Annotated in this window: 14 protein-coding genes; 5 read left to right on the top strand and 9 right to left on the bottom strand. The window is 53.1% G+C overall.

Annotated elements, in window-relative coordinates; all coding sequences use genetic code 11:
* Positions 1-2 precede the first annotated feature (2 nt).
* Positions 3-896 carry a branched-chain amino acid ABC transporter permease gene (locus GAP13_RS08290; protein ID WP_158907859.1) on the bottom strand — a complete coding sequence of 298 codons (894 nt, stop codon included), beginning with the start codon at positions 894-896 and terminating at the stop codon, positions 3-5.
* 143 nt (positions 897-1,039) lie between these two features.
* On the bottom strand, positions 1,040-2,191 hold the full coding sequence (locus tag GAP13_RS08285) for an ABC transporter substrate-binding protein (RefSeq protein ID WP_158907858.1): 1,152 nt from the start codon (positions 2,189-2,191) through the stop codon (positions 1,040-1,042).
* A gap of 427 nt (positions 2,192-2,618) precedes the next feature.
* Here GAP13_RS08285 and GAP13_RS08280 point away from each other — a divergent pair, with 427 nt between their 5' ends.
* Positions 2,619-3,905 carry an NAD(P)/FAD-dependent oxidoreductase gene (locus tag GAP13_RS08280; protein WP_158907857.1) on the top strand — a complete coding sequence of 429 codons (1,287 nt, stop codon included), beginning with the start codon at positions 2,619-2,621 and terminating at the stop codon, positions 3,903-3,905.
* A 186-nt stretch (positions 3,906-4,091) separates the two neighbouring features.
* Complete coding sequence (locus tag GAP13_RS08275; RefSeq protein WP_158907856.1) at positions 4,092-5,357, top strand: DUF438 domain-containing protein; 1,266 nt, start codon at positions 4,092-4,094, stop codon at positions 5,355-5,357.
* Positions 5,358-5,429: 72 nt separating this feature from the next.
* Here GAP13_RS08275 and GAP13_RS08270 read toward each other — a convergent pair whose 3' ends face one another.
* Complete coding sequence (locus GAP13_RS08270) at positions 5,430-6,674, bottom strand: hypothetical protein (RefSeq protein WP_158907855.1); 1,245 nt, start codon at positions 6,672-6,674, stop codon at positions 5,430-5,432.
* Between the two features lie 401 nt (positions 6,675-7,075).
* On the opposite strand from GAP13_RS08270, the gene GAP13_RS08265 reads away from it, so the two are divergent.
* Genes GAP13_RS08265 through GAP13_RS08255 form a run of 3 tightly spaced genes read left to right on the top strand, consistent with a single transcriptional unit; the run spans position 7,076 to position 9,187 of the window.
* The gene (locus GAP13_RS08265; RefSeq protein ID WP_241864321.1) at positions 7,076-7,639 is read left to right on the top strand and encodes a biotin transporter BioY; all 564 of its coding nucleotides are present in this window, start codon (positions 7,076-7,078) and stop codon (positions 7,637-7,639) included.
* A complete protein-coding gene (locus GAP13_RS08260) occupies positions 7,632-8,378 on the top strand; it encodes an energy-coupling factor ABC transporter ATP-binding protein (protein ID WP_158907854.1) in 747 nt (248 codons plus the stop codon). Before GAP13_RS08265 ends, GAP13_RS08260 begins: the two co-directional genes overlap by 8 nt.
* Positions 8,360-9,187: an energy-coupling factor transporter transmembrane component T family protein gene (locus GAP13_RS08255; RefSeq protein WP_158907853.1), complete on the top strand. Its 828-nt coding sequence runs from the start codon at positions 8,360-8,362 to the stop codon at positions 9,185-9,187. Before GAP13_RS08260 ends, GAP13_RS08255 begins: the two co-directional genes overlap by 19 nt.
* A 57-nt stretch (positions 9,188-9,244) precedes the next feature.
* Here GAP13_RS08255 and GAP13_RS08250 read toward each other — a convergent pair whose 3' ends face one another.
* The 6 genes from GAP13_RS08250 to GAP13_RS08225 all read right to left on the bottom strand — a co-directional run.
* On the bottom strand, positions 9,245-11,209 hold the full coding sequence (locus GAP13_RS08250) for a CHASE2 domain-containing protein (protein ID WP_158907852.1): 1,965 nt from the start codon (positions 11,207-11,209) through the stop codon (positions 9,245-9,247).
* A complete protein-coding gene (locus GAP13_RS08245) occupies positions 11,209-12,309 on the bottom strand; it encodes a M48 family metalloprotease (protein WP_158907851.1) in 1,101 nt (366 codons plus the stop codon). The genes GAP13_RS08250 and GAP13_RS08245 overlap by 1 nt, the downstream gene beginning before the upstream one ends.
* A 1-nt stretch (position 12,310) precedes the next feature.
* Positions 12,311-12,802 (bottom strand): hypothetical protein, encoded by a 492-nt coding sequence (locus GAP13_RS08240; protein ID WP_158907850.1) that lies wholly within the window; start codon positions 12,800-12,802, stop codon positions 12,311-12,313.
* A 166-nt stretch (positions 12,803-12,968) separates the two neighbouring features.
* The gene (sbcB, locus tag GAP13_RS08235) at positions 12,969-14,438 is read right to left on the bottom strand and encodes an exodeoxyribonuclease I (RefSeq protein ID WP_158907849.1); all 1,470 of its coding nucleotides are present in this window, start codon (positions 14,436-14,438) and stop codon (positions 12,969-12,971) included.
* 9 nt (positions 14,439-14,447) lie between these two features.
* Positions 14,448-14,831: a hypothetical protein gene (locus tag GAP13_RS08230; protein WP_158907848.1), complete on the bottom strand. Its 384-nt coding sequence runs from the start codon at positions 14,829-14,831 to the stop codon at positions 14,448-14,450.
* Positions 14,832-14,890: 59 nt separating this feature from the next.
* Positions 14,891-15,914, bottom strand: a 1,024-nt coding sequence (locus GAP13_RS08225) for a DUF1576 domain-containing protein (RefSeq protein ID WP_158907847.1), incomplete at its 5' end; no start/stop codon positions are given.

Genomic DNA, 15,914 nt, shown 5'->3' with positions numbered 1-15,914 from the left:
GATCACACCTTCTCTGCCTGGCGCTTGCCCAAAAGACCTGTCGGTTTAACGAGCAGCACCACAATCAGCAAGATAAACGCGAATGCATCGCGATATCCCGAAAGCGTCGGCAAAAATGCGACAATCATGATTTCGATGATGCCGAGCAAAAAACCGCCCATTACCGCGCCGCCGATGCTCCCGATACCGCCGATGACTGCGGCGATAAAGCACTTGAGCCCGGGCATCATGCCCATGAGCGGGTTCAGCTGTGGATACTTGAATGACCACATGATGCCGCCGAATGCGGCAAGCAGCGACCCAATGCCGAATGTAAAGGAAACAACTTTATTGACATCGACCGCCATGAGGCGGGCAGCTTCGATATCGGTCGAAACAGCGCGCATGGCCATACCGGTTTTCGTTTTGTTCACGATCCAGACGAGCACACCCAACAGCGCAAACGTAAAGAGCGGGATGATCAAGCTGATAGTGATCATCGAAACCGAACCGAAATGAATGACTTTCGAGAGGACATCCGGAACCGGCACACCCTTCGGCCTGCCGCCGAATATCAGCACCGCCAGACTCTCGAGCAGGAACGATGCGCCGATTGCGCTGATCATAATCGAAATGCGCGGCGAATCGCGAAGCGGCTTGTATGCCACGCGCTCGAGACCGATTCCAAAAAGAGCTGTGAATGCAATCGAAACAAGCAGCGCGGCCCACCACGGCAGGGACACAAGCGTTATGCCGTAAAAGGCCACATATGCTCCAAGCATGAATACATCGCCATGCGCAAAATTGATGAGCCGCAGGATGCCATACACCATCGTGTAGCCAATCGCGATCAGCGCGTAAAGGCTCCCAAGCGACAGCGCATTGACGATATGCTGAAATAATAGTGAAAGTGTCATGCTTCCTCGTGACTATGAAAAGAAGGAGCGGCTGTCTTCGGGCATTTGTTCGACGACGATCCGCTCCTTGAAAAGACCTTCATGAAGTGCGCGGGCAGTGTGAACCAGCTGCGCCGCGCATCCTCAGCTCCTTGTGCGACAGCTCAATATGGCTGGACAGTCGCCATATAGGTGAACTTGCCGTCCTTGATTGTCTTGATGACCGCGCTTTTCACCGCATCGCCATCCTCGTTGAGGGTAATCATGCCGGTAGCGCCGGGGAAATCCTTGGTCACTGCAATAGCAGCACGGACTTTCTCTTTATCGAGGCTGCCTGCGCGCTGGATTGCATCGCGGGCCACGAGATAGCCATCGAAGCCAAGTGCGGTGACCGCTGCGGGCTCTTTATTGTATTTCTGACGATATGCGTCGAGGAACACTTTGGATGTATCGGTAATGGGTGTTTCTGTCGCAAAGAATGTCGAGAATACCACGCCTTCGACTGCTTGCTTGCCGACATCGATGAATTCGGGGGTTTCCCAGGTATCGCCACCAAGGAATTGCGTTTTGATGCCAAGCTCTTTGGCCTGCTTGATGATAAGCGCGCTCTCGGTGTAGTTGCCGGGAGCGAAGATAACGTCGGGTTTGAATTTCTTGACTTCGGTCAGCTGTGCGGAAAAGTCCGTGTCGCCGGTGTTGTAGTTAAGCTCGGCAAGAATGGCGTTCTCGTCGCCAGTCAGCTGCTTGAAGCTGTCGGCGAAAAATTTCGCGAGGCCCACCGAATAGTCGTTCGAGACTTCGCGGATGATGACCGCTTTCTTAGCATTAAGATTCTTGAAAGCATAGTTGGCCATGACCGTGCCCTGGAAGGGGTCGATAAAACAGACGCGGAAATAGTACTCGTTACCCTTGGTGACGAGCGGGTTGGTGCACGAAAGACCGATTGCGGAGACTTTTGCGTTCTTGACAATGGGGCCTGCTGCCATGGAGAGCGATGAACCCCACGAGCCAAGTACGACATTGACCTTATCTTTGTCGACAAGGCGCTGTGCGGCATTGGCTGCTTCAACCTTGTCCGACTTGTTGTCGGCGATTACGAGTTCAATTTTGTATTCTTTGTCGCCGACCTTGACGGTAGGATACATCTCATTGGCGAGTTTGATCCCTTCAACCTCGAGTGCGCCTCCGCCAGCATTCGCACCGGTTAGCGGTTCGAATACGCCGAATTTAACGGTTTTTGGGGCTGCCGGGCCGCATGCTACGATGAGCGCGGCAATTCCCAATACCAGCAGCATACATCCTACTGCTTTTTTCATGAGTACCTCCTGTATGTGTCCGTTTCAAATATTGATAGGACCTTTCAAATGGTAGAATGGAACCTGCGATCTGTCAAATATTTTTTGACGATTTAACCGGTTTTTTGGATAAAAATTGAAGCAGTGAGTGCCAATCTCGAGAAAGCATGGCCAGCTTCAAATTTATGCCACGAGTTGCCTAGTGTTACGAAGATTGCATATTTTGATCAGCCACTCAAATGCGTAGCAAAATTGTATACCTCCAGCAAGAGTAGCTGGAGCTCCGACAAAGGCATATGCAAGGTTCGTGACACTATACACGAGTTGCGCATGATGCAGGTGCGTGATTTAATGAAGGGCTGTTGGATAAAGCGAGCGGCTGGCAAGGCATGAAGCGTCGCTCTGCACCACCCCTTGCCGCGCCAATTGAATCGAAGGAGATACGCGCATGGAACGCTATGATGTCGTGATTGTCGGAACCGGGCCTGCGGGTTTGGGGGCCGCATTCGAACTTCTCGGCAGAAAACCATCATTGCGGATCCTTCTTTTGGACAAATTGCAGGTCTCGTCTGGCGGACTCCGCAACGATTGCAAGATGAATTTCACCTGGCCAATCGGCTTTCCGCTTGAGTGCTGGGACGAAGCGACAGGCACGTATTACCTCAAGCGTGTCGAAGCATTCCTCGAGCCGCGCATCATGGAGAAACGCAATATCGATGTGTATGCCCGAAGAGCAGAAAAAATCGGCGTCAAGCTTATCGATGTACGGCAATCGCACCTCGGTACAGATGGGGGGCTGGAACTCATCAAGGCCTTGACTGCCCGACTTACCGCGCTCGGTGCTGAAATCAGCCTAGGCGAGGAGATGCTCAGCGTCGACCAGGCGACAAGAACAGTGCAGACCGACAAACGCGCAGTGCAATACCGGTATCTCTTGGTTGCGCCGGGCCGGGGTGGATTCGCATTTCTTCAACAATTAATGGAACACCTGGGTGTCGAGTACCGCGACAATGTCGTCGATATCGGTATCCGTGTCGAAACCCGCGAAGAGCATTACCCTATCGTTCGGGATTACTACGACCCGAAATTTCTTTTCCCCAAGAAAACGCGCACATTCTGTACTAATTCGCGTTCTGCCCATGTGGTCCAGGAAAAATATGGCGATGAGAAAGGCGGTTATTGGTATTCGGTAAACGGACATGCATGGTCAGAACAGAGAGCTGCAAATGGGCTTGTCAATTTTGCCATCCTTAAAACCGTGACTCTGACGCAGCCACTTGCATCCGGTCAGGAATATGCCCAGATGCTCGGCAGGCTAGCAGCGCTCCTCGGAGGCGGAAGACCGATTATGCAGCGCATTGGCGATTTCAGGCTCGGCAAGCGGTCTTTTGCGGATGAATTCACCGGAGACCTCTATGATTTCAAGCCAACCCTTCCTTCGTGCACGCCAGGCGACATCAGCTTGTGTATCCCAGCAAAAACCATGCGCGCCATCTGGAATGCGATGAAACTGCTCGATACGGTTGTACCGGGGGTCATGCACCCTTCGACTATTATGTACTACCCGGAAATTAAGCTCTATGCGAATCGCCCGGTGTTCATCGATGAATATTTCCAGGTTGTGCCGGGAATTTTCTTTGCTGGCGACGGAGCAGGCACGAGCCGCGGCATTACCGCTGCCTGGGCGTCGGGCTTGCGGGCTGCGGATGGCATGCTGAAAGAATTCGATTTCTAGAATGCTGAAAAGGCCAAGCCGGAAGGACTACGCTGTCTTGCCAATCTATAATACTCCGATTAAGCTGGCCCGCCAGATGTAGAGTGCTTCGAGCGCTTGCTTTTTTGCTTTTATGCTTGAATTGTAACAAATGTGACAGCAATGTCCGATTTTCTTCTTGTATATTAAAGCCCGAGGAGAATGAATATGAGCGAACATTTCATGATCGATAAAGACAAGCAGCAAAAACTGCAGAATATTATTCTGAAGCTGCATCAGGGTGCGTCGGTTGCAGAAGTCAAAAAGGAGTTTGCAACCCTTATTCAGGGAGTGAGCGCGGCCGAAGTCGCTCAGATGGAGCAAGCGCTCATCGATAATGGCATGCCGGTGGAGGAGATACAGCATCTCTGCGAAGTCCATGTCGAAGTTTTTAAAGCGTCGCTCGACAAAGAGAAAATCTCGAGCAAGGTGCCTGGCCACCCCGTTCAGACTATGCTCGATGAGAACAAGGCTGCGCGAGCTCGGCTCCGCGCGCTGAAAAAGGCTGTCCTTGCATGGCGCTTCGGGCTTGGGCAGAAGGAACAAGTGCTTGCTGCGCTCGATGATATGTCCAAAATTATTGTGCATTATACGCGCAAGGAAAACCAGCTTTTCCCGTATCTAGAAAAGAAAGAATTTACCGGCCCCTCGCGCGTGATGTGGGGAAAACATGACGAAATTCGCGCGCTTTTCAAGGAAGCACACAGCAAAGTCGAGCAGAACGACAAATCCGCGATCAGCAGTCTTCACCCGCTTGCCGGCAAAATAAGCCGCATGATATTTATGGAAGAACACATTCTGATCCCCGAAGCCGTCCGGCGTCTGAGCGATGAAGAATGGGCGCACATCCGCATAGGCGAAGACGCAATTGGCTTTGCTTGGATACGCCCGGGAGCGGTGTACGACCCCTATCTTGTATTAGCGGGAGCTGTCACCGCGAAGCCGCAGCCTGCCGCCGCTATCCCTGAAAGCACTGCCATTCCTGCAGTTGGCGCTACACACCACGCGTCCCCTGTCCCCGCGAGCGACCTTGTCGAGCTGGCCACCGGCAAAGTGCCAGCAGGTTTGCTCTCTGCAGCCCTTGCTACGATGCCGGTGGACATCAGCATCGTGGATGCCCAGGATAAAGTAGTCTATTATTCGGACTCACCGGATCGCATTTTCCCGCGTAGCCCGGCAGTTATCGGCCGGGCTGTCCAGAACTGTCACCCCCAAAAATCTGTAGCAACCGTCAACCGCATTCTCGATGCGTTCCGTAAGAAAGAAAAAACCAGAGCCCGTTTCTGGCTCGAAATGGGCGGCCGATTTATCCTGATCGAATATCGCGCACTCTATGATGCAGCTGGCGCGTATATCGGCACGCTAGAATTCAGCCAGGACCTGACTGAACTCCGCACGCTCCAAGGCCAGCGCCGCCTTCTGGACTGGGATTGAGACCAGGCGCAAAGCAAAAAGCATATTGGGGCGACCGGGCGCCAAGCCTTGGCCTTGAGCCGCCCCGATTTTTTAGAACAAGAACGGCAGCACTTTATCCGGATTTTTTCCGAAACAAGTGAGCTCATCGATATCCTTCACGCTCGGTCCATGCAAAAGCGCAAACAGCGTGCGCTCGATCCCAAGCCCGCCCCCAAATGTCTCAGGAAACAGCCCTTCTCCCTTTTCGTCGCACATACGGGCAACAGTAAGGAAGGGCCCGTACCCATCGAGCGTAGCCATATTCAAAAGATTCCCATGGTCATCGAACTGCGGCTCTTCCCGCAGAATACCGTTGTCCAGCAGACGAGCGACAATCGCCTCATACACCCATTCGCGCAAGCCCCCCGAGAGCACTTCGTACGCGCGCCCAAGACTGCCGTCTTGATACAGCGGCGCGGCGCACAAATCATAGTTGAAAATCTGCCGCGAAGTGATACTCGCTTTTGGCGGCCTTTTCCCGTCTCTGGACAAATAGGGATACACGAGGTCATAGTTCTCACGCAAAAGCCCGAGCACCCAGAAGAACTGTACGCCAGCTTTCTGCCCAAGGCGCTCCTCAAGCGACGATGCGTCATGATCCTCTTCTTCATCCTTAAAAAAGCGCGGAAAAGGCTTCTGTGGCACTGCAAGCGTAACACCAAGCGCACGCAGGCTTTCGGGCGCAAATGCGAGTATTTTCTTTACTGCATAAATAATTAGATCCTCAAAAAAATCCAGCGCCCTGTCGCGCTCTTGTTCAAGCTCTGCCTTCGTCACCTCTGGCCGGTCAAAATAATCTTCCGGCGTGAGCTTTCGTGATCGCTTGAGCTCGATATCCATCTGGGAAAAATCGATAAGGTATTTGTGCCGCGCAGTCTCAGAAGGCAATTCGAGGCGGATATTTGGAGAATCGATATAGACGCCTGGCACGAAAGGGTTCATGCACGCAAGCATTTTCGAATAGATCATCGAATGTGTGGTGCGATACGGCGTGTTCTGAAACAGAATGACTGGTGCATGTTCAACGTTATGACAGAGCGGATCGGTGACAGGCGACATTGATACCCTGTCAATGTTGAGGATATTTTGGGAAACAAGGAATTCCTGGAGGCCGAGAACGAGCGCGGTTCGTATCTTGAGCGCATGCGCAAGCGCTTCGCCCGTCCATTTGCGAATATGGGATTCGCGCACATAATCGGTGAAGGAAATTCCAGAGCCAGCAAGCTTTTTCTGGAAACCATCCAATGAAGACCCAATAGAAATGCCGGCTAAATCAGCCGAATCAAATGCTTTCATGATATGCTCCCAAGTGGAGGAATCTCTCGAATGCCGGCAACGCGAGAGCAACGCTGCTCGCTGCATGCCGGTTCACCGAACCTGATTCCCATTACCACTGGGGAGGCAGATTCTCTCTGTCATCCCCTTCACCTCCGTATATTTTTGAGCGCGCCACCCGCGCTGCGCATATAAAAAAAGCCGGCTCCAAACGGGACCGGCCTTATATTTCCACGCCTTATGCGCTTATATTTTCGGCTTTGGCCCCGCGTCTGGAGCGGCGTTATTATTGAGGAGATTGCCATTATTGCCGAAAAATATTCGCGCCATGAATATTTTTTACTGCAAATGCATAAATATGTCAAGCGGTGCCCCTCTGGGCGGTATTGACGAATACATATTTTTTGGCCATAGTCCGCCCTATGGAAAGCATGAATGAGAGGCTCACGAATGCGATAATCGCATGTCTTTTCGCGGCATTGATTTCTATTGGCGCATATATCGCAATTCCGATTCCCGGCACACCGGTTCCAATCGTGTTGCAGAATATGTTCATCATTTTGGCAGCCTTTATCCTTGGCCCTTGGTGGGGGCTCGCAGCGGTTGTCTTTTATCTCGTGCTTGGCGCAGTGGGCATGCCTGTTTTTTCGGGAGGAACAGGTGGACTCGTCAAGTTCGCAGGGCCGACCGGTGGCTATCTTGTCGGATATATTCCTGCAGTTGTCGCTATGGGACTTCTTTCGAGACTTGGCAAAAGTCGCTGGTATTTCAATATGCTGGCAGGAATTGCCGGAATGGCCATCGTGTACCTTTTCGGGGTAGCCAGGCTGAAAGCAGTGCTGCATGTGGACTGGGCAAAGGCGCTTGCAACTGGCCTTATTCCCTTCATACCGGGCGATATTGCAAAAATCGCTGTCGCTGGGATTCTCGCCCCGCCGATTCTCAAAGCCTTGAGCCAGATAGAGCAGCAATCTACCAATGCCTGAACTCTTTCGCGCAGATGCTCTGCGGCATGTCTTTCCAGATGGAACCGCAGCCATCGACAATGTTTCGCTTTCTATCGCCGAAGGAGAATTCCTCATTATTGCTGGCAGAAACGGAGCGGGCAAATCGCTTCTTATGCGGCACTTTATCGGCCTTTCGAAGCCTTCTAGTGGAGCAGTGTTCTATCGCGGCCAGCCTGTGCCGGCGCAGATACCGCTGATACGGCGTGAAGTCGGCTATGTCTTCCAGGACACCGAAGCGCAGATTTTCGGCCAGACTGTCGAAGAGGATCTCGCGTTCGGGCCAGCCAACCTCGGCATGCAAGGCCAGGATCTCGAAGACGCAGTCCAGCATGCGCTCAAAGAAGCCCATCTTGAAGGAATGGAAAACCGCAGGCCGAACACGCTTTCCGGTGGAGAAAAACGTCGTCTGGCTATTGCGGGTGTGCTCGCCATGAGCCCGCGCTGTGTAATTCTCGATGAGCCCTTTGCCAATCTCGATTTTCCTTCGGTACAGGAAATTCTTGCTGTGCTCGAGGTGCTGCGCGCCGAAGGCAAGACACTTATTGTGCTTACGCACGAAATTGAAAAAGTGTTTGCCCTTGCCACGCGCCTTGTCATTCTGGATAAAGGGCACATTGTATTCGATGCGCCGCCCGGCGAGGCTCAGCAATCTGACTTTGGCAGCAGTGGGCTGGTTTGTCCGTACCAGGAATGCTATCCATGGCTGATGACACATTGAATCCGTTTGCATTCGAAGCCGGCAAAAGCTGGCTGGCGGTTTTTCATCCTGTCGCCAAGCTGGCATTTTTGATTGCGGTCGCTTCTGCAGCGATGCGATCTGAGCCTGGCTTGCTTGCTGCGCTTTTTCTGATCGCATTCATTGGGCAGTTCAGCATGCCGCGAGCAGGCAAGGGCGCTCTGTATTCGATTTCCGTACTTATTTTGTTTTCCGCGCTTGTGCGGGGAATTTTACCCGGAGATGGCAGGATTTTCGATGTTGGCACACTGTCCGATTCCGCGATATATGCGCTGAGGCTTCTGACTGTCTACTTGTATTCCAGACTTTTCTATGCAACGACACGCGTGAGCGAAATCGGCGACTGGATGACCGCTTTCACAAGAACGATGCGCAGAATTGTGGGAGTGGGACAGCGCGATGTGAGCGCCCAAAGCTCCGCGGCGGCTGCGGTTAATAACCGCCCCACTATTCACAGTAACAATATTCGCCAGGCCAGCATTCTCTCTGACCCTGGCATGCTCTTTTCGCTTGTGCTTCTTTTCCTGCCGCGCATATTCGATACCTACCAGCGAATCAAGGAAGCAGGGGAAGTTCGCGCCATCAATCTCTCCAGGCGGAATTTGCGCCGCTCTCTCGCAATGCTTGAGCAATTGATCATCGCGAGCATTGTTCAAGCGTGGCGCACAGCAGCTGCGATGGAGATCCGCGCGTATTCTCCTGCGAGGACATTGCGCCTTCAGAAATTTGCCTGGGGCGACTGGGCTATGGCTGGAGCAGCCATCGCATTGCTGTTCCTCGCTAAATTATAGCTGATAAAGCGAGCTCACAAACAAGCACAGACTTCATATCATTTCGGAATGCACCGGTCATTTTGGAATGCGCCGAACCCCGTCCCATGGCTCCACAGAGACAGACCCGTGCGAATGTTCGACCGACCATAATTCTACGGGCTGCTCTTTTCCTTCCACAGACGCAAGGCCGAGACGCCTTACTATCATCGCTCCGCCCTCCGGCAAGCCAAGAGCGATTTCGGCTTCCGTCGAACTCGATGGTTCCGCATTCCGAATTGCGTGCTGCACGGTATCCCTCATCGTGAGAATCGAAGTCCCGATAGCCTTGTTTGCAGCCTCAAGACGGCTTGCGATATTCACTGAATCGCCTACTGCAGTGTAGGCAAAACGCCTGCTGGAGCCAAGGTTCCCCACAATTGCTTTGCCTGTCGCGACACCTATTCTTGTCCGCGGCGCGATACCATATCGCTGTTCCAACTCCTTGCTTGCAGCACCAAGCCTGGCCTGAATCCGCACTGCAGTCGCAAGTGCCCGATACGCATGATCATCCACACTCAAAGGCGCATTCCAGAAAGCGACAACCGCATCGCCCACATACTTGTCCAGGGTCCCGCCCATCGCAAGAATCTCTTCGCTAATAATTCCCAAGTACTCGTTCATGAAGGCTGCGAGCTGAGTGGGATTCAGTTTTTCTGAAGCCGAAGTAAAGCCCACCATATCGGTGAACAGTGTGGTGATGGTTTTCAATTCTCCGCCAAGCTGCAGAGTTTCTGGCTGATCCACCAGCGAGGAGATTACCTCAGGAGAGAGATACTGGGCAAAAGCCCTGCGCAGGTATGCCTTTTGTCTTCCTTCAGCTTGATAGCCCAAGCCGATTGCTGCGACCAAGGCTGCAAATGCAGCCACCAAAGCCGAAATCGGGTTGAAAAAGACAAGATTCCCGAACAGCACGAGGCACAGCGCAATCGGAGTTCCGACTGCAATAATCACCGCAAGCGCAGCAATAAGCCGCTTGTGCACCATCGGGGCAAATGCCATAAGCGCAGCTCCCAGCGCCCCGACGAGCATCTCCAACCATATTGGTGTGCGCTGCATGAATGTGTGGTTGAACATATTATCGATGAAGGTGGCATGTATCTCCATGCCCGGCAGCGCAGGATCTATGGGCGTCGCCTGCCTGTCCATGAGCCCTGGCGCAGAAAGGCCCACGACAACTACCTTGCCGCTGAAATCAATTTGTGGTGAAGGCTGCGGCGAGGCTTCCCCTGTGGCGCTGCCCTTCGCGTTACCCTGCACGCTGTCCATTGCCGCAGCAATAACCTGCGCCGCACTGTATCGCTCGAATCGCGCAGGGCTTCCGAATTTCAAGAGAACAGCTCCGTCAGCAGGCAATGAAGCCGCTAGCTCCTTCGGATTCGAACTTTTGCTGACCGCCGCCAGTCCAAGCGACAGCAATCTTCTATCATCCTGGCTCATCCACGCCTGATATTTTCTGCAAATCCCGTCAGAATCGACAATTGCCGCGACATGCCCGGATAGCGCATTTGGCACATCGAGCACTGGCTTCTTGCTCGCCAGCGTCGCGAGAACTACATTCCCCGCTTCAGTCATAGCCTGGGCGCACTTCGCATCATCCTCAGGTCCGAATGTGGACGGTTCAGTAAAGAGAATATCGTATGCCTGCGCCTCAGCATCCCGCAAATACCCCGCCAGAATTCCGTACAGTTCGCGAGGCCATGGCCACCCGAGGCCAAGCTCTTTCTGCACCCAATCAAGGCTGGATTGATCGATCATAACCAGGGCGATTTTGCCATGCTCTGCTGATTGGGCCCCGCCGCCAGAAGACATTGCGCTTCGCTTTGTCGGCGCTGCATGTGCGCGCATCTGGCTGTCATAGATGGCCATTCCGAGATGCTCTGTCGCACCGAGCCACAGAAACACCAACATGATCCCGAGCCCCACAGCCAATGCCCAGAAAAATCGGGCCTTTCTGCTCATTGCTGAGTGGAATTCCGGCATGGAGCTGCGATCGTGTTCCATTAGAAAAGCCTCTTCATTGCCTCGAACCGCTCTCGCCGGATGAGCTCAAGCGGAGCGACTGTTCCGAATACCTGGGGCCTGGGACCAAACGCATTGATGCTCGCTTCGAGCACACTTCCTTCGGAAGCCGGGTAGCCGATATCGGAAAATTGGCTTTCGAGCCTGAACATTCCAGCTGTGTTTCGTGCTGCGGCTCGCCGTGCTTTCAATTCAGCAGCTTGCTCATATTGCTGCTCGAGCACTGCAATCCGTGCCAGCCGATCTGCCGGCAAGGGGTGCTGCATCGAGTACTGCTGAATATGCTCGTTTTGCGTATCTGCCAAAGCGCTCACAAGTTCCTTCAGGGCTGAAGTGCGGTATCCTGCTTCGTACAGTATGTGCATTGCTTCGGCATCCGCCTCGAATTCCATCGCCTGTGAATACCCCTGAACCGAAATGAGCGACACAAAATCGTGTACCGCCGCGGAAAAAAGTGCCGCCGTTTCCTTATTCTCAGTGTTTGCGGCTTGTGTCGAAAGAGCCGCATAGTACATGGCCAGATCTCCCATGCGATAGCTCGCGAGCGAAACCAGCCCGTGCCCAAGTGCCGTGTGCGAAATTTCATGCGCCAGCAAAGCCGCGAGCATATCCTCGGAAGTCGCAAGGCTCAGAAGCCCCCTCGTGACAAGCACAAAACCTCCAGGGGCTGCGAACGCATGCGCTTCATCGCTGTCGAGAATCAGAATATGGTAGCCCTGCGGCAACAAAGGCCGCGCGGAAAAAAACGAAAGCCCCTGGCCGATTTTATTGACGTACGCTGTAAGTTCAGGCTGATTGTACACAGGATATTGGGAAAGCACGGCGGCAGCCACTACTCGCCCGATGGCGTATTCTTCTTCATAGGTAAATGGCCTGGATTCAGTCTGGAACGACCTGGCAGCTTCGCGAATGAGGCGGGCTTGCCCCGGAGTGATCATCCCTTGCAAAAGGGCCTGGTTCAAAAAAAGCTGTAATGCCTCGGGCGACACGGTGCATGATGAGAATAGTAATGTCGCCAGTGCGAGCACCAAGCCCGCCAAAACCGCCACAAGCGATCGAGACCGGAGCGAAACAACATGCACGTCACAATTCTCCCGGTGAGAAATCGATCCCCTGAATGAAGGCCAAACATTCTGCAAATGAATAGGTCAGTTTTTCCATTTCATCGACTGCATCGAAATTGAAAGCGTTGCCTTCCTTGAGCGCAGACTCGAGCGTCGACGAAAAACCTTTGCCAGCCAGCACAATTTCAGATTCCTGCAAAGGAGGAGGAGCCGAAGCGGCGTCGGAGGACAAGGAAACCTTGGCTGGAGCTAGAGCGCTTATGTGAATATACCCAGGCTTGCTCAATCCCTGCACAAAACCAAGTACCCAGCCATTTTCAATCTGTACGACAGCCACGGGAGTCCGGTACGCTGCAAATAAAAGCACAGGCGAAGCAAATGAAGGGGTAGCTCTTACCGCGGTTTTCTCGACACGGATAAGCATGGTGGTTTCGGCAGGCTTTCCCTGGGCGTATGTCACGGCTGCAATCACCATTACAAGGACAATCAATATACTGAATCGATGCTTCATGACATTCCTTCTTGAACAGCGGCGCGTTCATCGCGCGCCTGCCTGTACACATACAATTATGCCGCATTCCACTTTTTTTAACATGGGGTCTGACCCCTTTTTTTAAATTTTTTGCCGAGCGGACCGAGCGAGGCGCGGGGTGCGCGAGTCACGCGGCCACTGGCGGCTACCTCTCTCTTATAAAATCCTCGATATGCGCCTTCCAATCAAGAAGCGCCCTTGCTATTGGCTTACGCGGATCATCTTCCCGCATTTGTGCGATCTGCGCTTCCAGCTGTGCATAATCGGCGAGCGCTGTTGCTCCTTTCTCAAGAGGGAGCTGAACCCATCCCGAAGCATGCTTTCTCCAAGATACATGCTGTTCTGCTGTCAAAGTTTCAGGAAAATTGCGTGCCAGGAGTCTCCCCATAAGCGTCGGTATTCTCTGATCGCGATAGGTGATCCTCAAAAATTCGTTTTTCGCGGCATGAGGCCCCTGCTCCCGCAGCACCTCATGGAAGCGCTCGAGTTCTTTTCTGTCTTCATCGGGGTAGAATCCGCCCCCATAGAGCGCATATTCAGGATCCAGCTCTTCCGAAGTCTTTTTTTCATGGCGATATGCGGCAATGAGGCGCTCTTTCAGACCCGGCACTGCTTCAAGTTCGCGAAGGTTCTGTCTGCATTGCTCGATATCGATGCCGAGCCTCTTCGATGAATCTTTCGTGAGCGCTTTGACAGGAGCAAGGTATGGGCAGCTGTTGAGCCTGATCATCGTTATGGGCGGGCGCTGCGGGCCTGTAGCGCCTTCTAGTCGCTCGGTGAACAAAAGATCCCTCAGCTCATCTTCGCTCATCTGAGCAAAGGGCTCAGGTTTGAAGCGCAGATCGTACGCGACAAGCGCATGTCGATCAGCCTCGACAAGGCCGAGGGGTGCTATCACGGTCGTACAGCCATTCGGACGCGTGTACAGCTGCGAGGTATGGACGAGCATATGCTCCCGCAGAGAGAGGTTAACCAAAGGCGCAAGGTTCTCGCGACGTCTGTGATGGTAGTACCACTCATAGAGGCGCGGATACGTATGCTGCACCTTTTTGGCGAGGCCTATGGTCGCTCGCACATCGAACAGGGCGTCGTGGGCGGTCTCGTGCGCAATATTGTTCGCCTTCGCAAGCTCCTCCAACCTGAATGAAGGATTGCCATCGCCATTCACCGGCCATTCAAAGCCCTCGTGTTTCAGGTCATGCACCGCACGCATCAGATTGATAATGTCCCAGCGCGAATTATCGTTTTTCCATTCGCGGACATAGGGATCGAGCAGATTTCTGTAAAAGAGGCGCCGAATGAATTCATCGTCGAACTGGATCGAGTTGTAGCCCACAACCGTAGTATTGGGCACTGCCATTTCATGCATAATGCGAAGGGCAAATTCGTATTCACTTATGCCCTTGCGCTCTGCTTCCTGCGGCGTAATCCCATGGATGTAGCAGGCTTCAGGGTCAGGGAGGTAGTCGGGCGGCAGGCGGCAATAGAGCACGATTGGATCGGCGATTTCTTCGAGTGCTTCATTCGTGCGGATAAGCGCGCACTGAGCAATTCGGTCGTGCTGCGGATCGCGGCCGAATGTTTCAAGATCATACCAGAGCATCGTTGCGGGCATCGAGGCGCCTCACGTTCCCTGTTCCAGAGTGAACATCTTGGGATCGAAACCTTCGGATCCAATCCAAAGGTTGATCATGATGCCGCCCTCCGTAAGGCGCTCGAGCTTGACCCGTTTGATTTGCCAGCCGATCATTTCCAATCGTGCAGTGCCCAAGAGATCATGCCCAACCATAGTGCCATAGTACGAAGCGAGTTCAGGCCTCTGCTGGATCATGAGACTATGTTCTATTTCGGCGATTTCGCTGTCAGTGCGAGGCCTGTCATCGATAGCCGCTATATGAAAGCCATCAGCTTCCATGTGGAGCGAAATCACCATCTTTTTTGGGTTGCCATGAAGCAGATAATTTGCTAGCTCGCTTATCAGCTGAACATAGAGTTCCTGCCGTTTCATTTTTTCGTTGCTCCTTTCTTCCGATTCACCACCATGCTCCCGATTGCTCCACAGCGGGATCAGTCAGACTTCGACGACTTGTACCAATCGATGATCGAAACGATCAATGTCGCGGTAAGCCCTGCGGCGAAGCCATTGTTGTAGAGATCCATTCCACCATGCCATGCGCCAGTCCGATCTACGATGACAAGGTGCAGGAAACCGGCGACAAATCCGATAACTGGCCCGAATTCGCCAGCTAGAGGCGCCAGTGCAGTCCCGAACAGTATCGCCAGCAAGGGACCAGGCGCAAGTATGCTCTTTCCAAATACAAAAATCGCCGCGATTATGCCAAGCACCACAGGGAAAACATTTTTCGGATGCTTTCCAAAAAACGCAAATCCGATCAGGGTAAAGAGCCCCCCGAGCACAGGCCCATTTAGCGGCGCACCGAGCGCGACCATAAATATCCAGAAAAGCAGACCAATAATCGAAGCATTCAGAAGCGCCCCTTTAGAAGATACAAAATCCGAAAAATCGCTCGGAAGACGGCCTGACATCGCCATGATCTTGAGCATATCGCGACCGGCCTGCCCAATGTTTGAATGACCATGGCCTGGATTTTCTGCCACAATGCATACAACCGCGATGAGCACGATTGCCGGAACAATTGCGATTAAAAGCGGCTCACGCTCTGTCCCCCACATCGAAAGAGGCAAAATATCCGCCCCTGCCGCGTGCGAAAGTGAAGCGGTGAAGAGCCCCACAAAGCCCGCGGTAAGGCCAACATTATACAGATTATATCCCTGATGGAGACGCAGCATCGCAATGGCGATCGGCGGCAATATGATGCCAATTCCCAAACCTATTAAAAACGATCCTGGCAGGGCGAAAACAGGTTTCACTCCCACCTCGAATGCAAGAAAGGTAATGAGCGGCCCCATCGCTGTCCCGAACATGGCGATCAGGGCGTAATCGCGAGGCTTTTTTTTCACAATGAGGGCAGAAAGAGAAACACCAGCCATAATCGGGATGCAGTTGAACAAGGTTTTGCCAAAAAATGCGAATCCCATCATCGTGAACAAGGCAGCCAGCGCCGCTCCC

The organism is Rectinema subterraneum, from assembly GCA_009768935.1.
Classification (GTDB): domain Bacteria; phylum Spirochaetota; class Spirochaetia; order Treponematales; family Rectinemataceae; genus Rectinema; species Rectinema subterraneum.
The sequence above is the reverse complement of the archived record's forward strand: the minus strand, read 5'-3'. Positions and strand labels throughout refer to the sequence as shown.

Coding starts and splice junctions, on each gene's coding strand:
- GAP13_RS08290 (WP_158907859.1), bottom strand. CDS start 896: ATGACACTTTCACTATTATTTCAGCATATCGTCAATGCGCTGTCGCTT.
- GAP13_RS08285 (WP_158907858.1), bottom strand. CDS start 2,191: ATGAAAAAAGCAGTAGGATGTATGCTGCTGGTATTGGGAATTGCCGCG.
- GAP13_RS08280 (WP_158907857.1), top strand. CDS start 2,619: ATGGAACGCTATGATGTCGTGATTGTCGGAACCGGGCCTGCGGGTTTG.
- GAP13_RS08275 (WP_158907856.1), top strand. CDS start 4,092: ATGAGCGAACATTTCATGATCGATAAAGACAAGCAGCAAAAACTGCAG.
- GAP13_RS08270 (WP_158907855.1), bottom strand. CDS start 6,674: ATGAAAGCATTTGATTCGGCTGATTTAGCCGGCATTTCTATTGGGTCT.
- GAP13_RS08265 (WP_241864321.1), top strand. CDS start 7,076: ATGGAAAGCATGAATGAGAGGCTCACGAATGCGATAATCGCATGTCTT.
- GAP13_RS08260 (WP_158907854.1), top strand. CDS start 7,632: ATGCCTGAACTCTTTCGCGCAGATGCTCTGCGGCATGTCTTTCCAGAT.
- GAP13_RS08255 (WP_158907853.1), top strand. CDS start 8,360: ATGGCTGATGACACATTGAATCCGTTTGCATTCGAAGCCGGCAAAAGC.
- GAP13_RS08250 (WP_158907852.1), bottom strand. CDS start 11,209: ATGGAACACGATCGCAGCTCCATGCCGGAATTCCACTCAGCAATGAGC.
- GAP13_RS08240 (WP_158907850.1), bottom strand. CDS start 12,802: ATGAAGCATCGATTCAGTATATTGATTGTCCTTGTAATGGTGATTGCA.
- sbcB (WP_158907849.1), bottom strand. CDS start 14,438: ATGCCCGCAACGATGCTCTGGTATGATCTTGAAACATTCGGCCGCGAT.
- GAP13_RS08230 (WP_158907848.1), bottom strand. CDS start 14,831: ATGAAACGGCAGGAACTCTATGTTCAGCTGATAAGCGAGCTAGCAAAT.